4 protein-coding genes are annotated in these 4,607 nt (G+C 65.7%); 3 read left to right on the forward strand and 1 reads right to left on the reverse strand.

Annotated features, from left to right (window positions below; translation table 11 throughout):
* Positions 1-316 precede the first annotated feature (316 nt).
* Complete coding sequence (locus tag JF886_RS04370) at positions 317-1,003, reverse strand: TetR/AcrR family transcriptional regulator (RefSeq protein WP_337309986.1); 687 nt, start codon at positions 1,001-1,003, stop codon at positions 317-319.
* 110 nt (positions 1,004-1,113) lie between these two features.
* Here JF886_RS04370 and JF886_RS04375 point away from each other — a divergent pair, with 110 nt between their 5' ends.
* From JF886_RS04375 to JF886_RS04385, 3 genes are all read left to right on the forward strand, one after another.
* Positions 1,114-1,977, forward strand: coding sequence for an alpha/beta fold hydrolase (locus JF886_RS04375; protein WP_337309988.1), 864 nt, complete (start codon positions 1,114-1,116; stop codon positions 1,975-1,977).
* Positions 1,978-2,174: 197 nt separating this feature from the next.
* Positions 2,175-3,071 carry an IS5 family transposase gene (locus tag JF886_RS04380; protein ID WP_337309990.1) on the forward strand — a complete coding sequence of 299 codons (897 nt, stop codon included), beginning with the start codon at positions 2,175-2,177 and terminating at the stop codon, positions 3,069-3,071.
* Between the two features lie 60 nt (positions 3,072-3,131).
* Positions 3,132-4,567 (forward strand): IS3 family transposase gene (locus JF886_RS04385; RefSeq protein WP_502711394.1). Its coding sequence is split into 2 segments (ribosomal slippage): positions 3,132-3,504 and positions 3,504-4,567, totalling 1,437 coding nucleotides; the frame shifts between segments, so codons are not numbered across the junction.
* The last annotated feature ends 40 nt before the right edge of the window (positions 4,568-4,607 follow it).

The raw sequence follows: 4,607 nt of genomic DNA on the forward strand, positions 1-4,607 counted from the left end.
CTGCGGCAAGGAGACGTCCTCGGGGTCTTCGGCCTCGAGACGGTCCACCAGCGCGTCCAGAATGGCGTCGCTGACGACCCCGGCCTGACGCTCTCTGAGTGCGGTTGCGGCTGCCATGGCACGACCATGCCATAGAAGGCACGCTCATGTCAAGGTGAGCCGGGACCCCTGTACTCTCGCCCCCGTGGCCGACCCGGCGCAGGGGCGGTACCCCGGGATATGTGACCTGTTATTGCCAACAATGGCTACTACGGTGGCGATGTAGGCCCCGAACACGTCGCGGCGCCGTGGCCGGCTGGATGTGACGGGCCGGGTCCTACTCTCCTGCGGGACGTGAAGCAGTAGAGGAGGTGAGGACCGTGCGGGTCTGCCGCCGGTCCGAGGGAGTGGCAACCTCCTCCGACGCTTGATCCGCTGAGCCCAGCCCGGCCAGAAGTGCGCGCAGCGCATCGGTCCAGACCCTCTCCCCCTGTGATCGCTCGATCTGACCGCATATCTCGCGCATCGCCAGCCCCGTGCACATCGCATCCCAGACCAGCGTGACCTCCCCGACTGTGTGTTCGCCCAATAGGCCGGCTGTCCAGGCCCGTTCGACGCGGAGGACCAGTTGTGAGAGCGCGGCCACCCTGGTCGAGTTGGCGTCGGCGCTCAGATCCGCGCGCGGCAGCTGTGCGGTGAAGAAGAGGCGGAAGAGGTCCGGGTGGTCGAGCGCGAACGCCCTGAAGCCCTTCACAGCACAGGCGACCAGGTCATGACCGGGATCGCTGGTCAGAGGCACGGCTGCGACGCGTTGCATGACCAGTTCGAACGACCGCTGTGCCAACGCCTGAACCAGTCCCTCTTTGGAGCCGAAGAGGGCATAGACGGCGCGCGTCGTGGTGTCGGCACCCACCGCCGCCGCCCGGACACTGACAGCATCGATGCCGCCGTCGGTCACCAGCCGCTCAGCTGCTGTCAGGAGCGCGGCTCGCGTTCGCTCATCGTGCAACCGGGGGCGTCCCATGCTTGACAGTATAACGCCACATCGTTACGATACGGTGCTACGTAACGATGTAACGATAAGGAGGTCGACCATGTTCACGGCTCCGCAACAGGCCTCGACAGCCGGTCGGCGTGGCTAGCGCGGTGTTCGGGGCGGCGAGGCTGAGCGGCAGCCTGAAGGGCCGCCCCGACAACCGCCCACCGCTTGTCCTGCTGCATGGGCTCACCTTCGACCGCCGCATGTGGCAACCCGCCGTAGACGCGCTGCAGCGGCGGGATCCCGGGCGGCAGGTGCTCGCGCTGGACCTGCCGGGTCATGGCGGTTCTCCCGCACAACCAACCTGCGACCTGGAGGATGTGGCAGCGGCCGTTGCCTCAGCGGTCGAAGACGCCGGGCTCGACGTACCGGTCATCGTGGGCCACTCGATGGCCGCAATCGTCGCCACTGTCTTCGCAGCCTCGCACACCGCCCGAGGGGTGGTGAATGTCGATCAAACGCTCGACATTCACGCTTTCGTGCACATGCTTCAGGCAAATCGCGAGGCGGTCATCGGACCTGGCTTTTCGAAGATGTGGCCCGCGCTCCTTTCAAGCATGCGCATTGACCTGCTCTCAGAAGATGCGCAGCGGCTGTTGAGCACCGAGCCACCGCGACAGCACGTCGTGCTTGCGTACTGGCGCCAGGCTCTCGAGCTGCCGGTGACAGAGATACAGTCGCGGATCGACCAAGGGCTGACCACGCTGAAGCAGCGCCGAGTTCCGTACATGGTCATCGCCGGCCACGAGTACGACGCTGGTTACGCGGCGTGGCTGCGAGATCTGCTACCTGATGCAACGCTGACCACGTTTCCGAGCAGCGGCCACTTTCCGCACCTGGCAGATCCGGACCGATTCGCGGATTGTCTCGCCAGCACAGGACAGTGGCAGGCACCGGCGCCGTCAGGCGCGCTTATCGCCAAGTCCGTCGGTGCCACCGAGCCGGCGAGCAGCTGCTGATGCGCGACAGAGCTCATCAGTCCATGCCTGCCTCCCGGCGGTCGCGACGGTGCAAGATGGGCGAGGCATGCCAGACTTCACTCCGTACCAGAATTCACGCGGGAAACTCCCGCCTAACAGGGTGCTGAAAAACCCCTTGTCGGGTTAAACAGAAATGTGAGAGTCTTGTGGGGACACGTCCCAGCAGGAGATTTCACATGCGTGGCAGCACACTGCAGCAGGGAGAGATCCTCTCCACCCTAACGCCCGACCAACTGGTCCCCGCCGATCATCCGATCCGCCGCATTCGAACGATCGTCGACAGCGCGCTCGCGGAGCTGCACGCCGAGTTCAACACCATGTACTCGCGGGTGGGGCGGCCGAGCATCGCTCCCGAGCAGCTGCTCAAGTCGTGCCTGCTGATTGCGCTCTACTCGGTGCGCAGCGAGCGGCAGTTCTGCGAGCGGCTGCAGTACGACATGCTCTTCAAGTGGTTCTTGAACATGAACATCGGCGACGCCGCCTTCGACGCCACCACCTTCAGCAAGAACCGCGACCGGCTGCTGGAGCACGAGGTGGCCCATCGCTTCTTCGAGGCGGTGCGTGGCGAGGCGGAGCGCCGGCGGCTGCTCTCCGACGAGCACTTCACCCTGGACGGCACCCTGCTGGAGGCGTGGGCCTCGGTGAAGAGTGTTCGGCCCACGGACGATGACGACGATATAACGCCGCAGGGGCGCAACGTGGCGGTGGACTTCCACGGCGAACATCGACGCAACGACACCCACGCCTCGACGACGGATCCGGAAGCGCGCCTGGCGAAGAAGAGCCACGGAACGGCGGCCAAGCCGAGCTATGCGGGCCACCTGCTGATGGAGAACCGCAACGGGTTGGTGGTGGGCGCAGCCTTGACCACAGCCACCGGCTTCGCCGAGCGGGAGGCGGGACTGCGGCTCTTGCACCAGCGCCGGAGCGAGCGCCGGCCAGAGGGGCGGTGGACGGTTGCGGGCGACAAGGGATATGACACCAAGGACTTCGTCGCCGGTTGCCGGGCGATGACAGTGACTCCGCACGTGACCCAGAACACCAGCAATCGGCGCAGCCCTCTCTGCCAATAATCCCTGAGACACCTCATCTCCCTTTATTACTGAGCATGAGGGCGGACCAGGGAGCACAGGATGACCACGGAGATCGAGCCGACGCGGTCGGCTTTGGGAGACGAGACGCCGCCTGACCCGGAGGTCGTGGAGCACGCGCGACGACGCACGTTCACGGCCGAGTACCGGATGCGGATCGTGCGCGAAGCCGATGCGTGCCGGGAGAAGGGGCAGATCGGCGCGCTGCTGCGGCGTGAGGGCTTGTACTCCTCACACCTGACCGACTGGCGCAAGCAGCGAGACCAGGGTGGCCTGGCTGCGCTGAGCCGGAGCCGCGGGCGGAAGCCAAAGTATTCGGCAGCCGAACGCGAAGCCGCTCAGCTGCGCCGCGAGAACGACAAGCTGAAGAAGGATCTGTCTACCGCGCGAATGGTGATCAACGTGCAAAAAAACGTCTCAGCGCTCTTGGGGATCGCCCTCGAGAGCGCGGAGCCGAGGAACGATCGATGATCGATGCATCGGTGAGCAGCTTGACGCCGGCGGTGGGTACGGCGGCGGCCTGCCGCGTCTTGGGTGTCAACCGCACCACCGTGTACCGGTGGCGCGCGCCGCGGCCAGAGGATGACGCGCGCGGGGAACGAGCGCCGTCACCACGTGCGCTGTCGACGCAGGAACGAGCGACGGTCCTGGAGGTGTTGCACTCCGAGCGCTTCGTCAATGATTCTCCGGCGCAGGTCTACGCGACCCTCCTCGACGAGGGGACGTACCTGGCATCGCAGCGCACCATGTACCGCGTCCTCGCTGCCAACGGTGAAGTTCGCGAGCGCCGCGACCAGCTGCGCCGCCCGAACTACACCAGGCCCGAGTTGCTGGCCACCACGCCGAACGAGTTGTGGAGCTGGGACATCACCAGGCTGCTGGGCCCGCAGAAGTGGACGTACTACTACTTGTACGTGATGCTCGATGTCTTCAGCCGCTACGTCGTGGGATGGATGCTCGCCCACCGCGAGACGGCGGTGCTGGCCGAGCGGTTCATCGCCGACACGTGCGCCAAGCAGAAGATCGTGCGCGACACGCTCACCATCCACGCCGACCGCGGGTCCTCGATGACCTCCAAGCCGGTGGCGCTGCTGATGGCGGACCTCGGCGTGACCAAGAGTCACTCGCGCCCGCATGTCTCCAACGACAACCCGTTCTCCGAGTCGCAGTTCAAGACGATGAAGTACCGACCGGACTTTCCCGACCGCTTCGGCTGCATCGAAGACGGCCGCGGATTCTGCCACCCGTTCTTCGACTGGTACAACACCGAGCATCGCCACTCCGGGCTCGGGCTGCACACTCCGGCGTCCGTGCACTACGGCCTGGCCGCCGGGATCCGCGAGCAGCGCGCCACCGTTCTTGCTGCCGCCTATGCTGACCATCCAGAACGCTTCATTCGCGCCATGCCGCGACCTCCAGCGCTGCCGACAGCCGTGTGGATCAACCCGCCCGCACCGGTGGTGACGATGGTTCAGTAATTCCCGACGCGAGGTGTCTCAGGGGGCTTGACAACTTCCG

Source organism: Candidatus Aeolococcus gillhamiae, assembly GCF_016464765.1.
GTDB classification, from domain to species: domain Bacteria; phylum Chloroflexota; class Dormibacteria; order Aeolococcales; family Aeolococcaceae; genus Aeolococcus; species Aeolococcus gillhamiae.

Excerpts from the sequence above, each read along its gene's own strand:
- JF886_RS04370 (WP_337309986.1), bottom strand. The coding sequence starts at position 1,003 with ATGGGACGCCCCCGGTTGCACGATGAGCGAACGCGAGCCGCGCTCCTG.
- JF886_RS04380 (WP_337309990.1), top strand. The coding sequence starts at position 2,175 with ATGCGTGGCAGCACACTGCAGCAGGGAGAGATCCTCTCCACCCTAACG.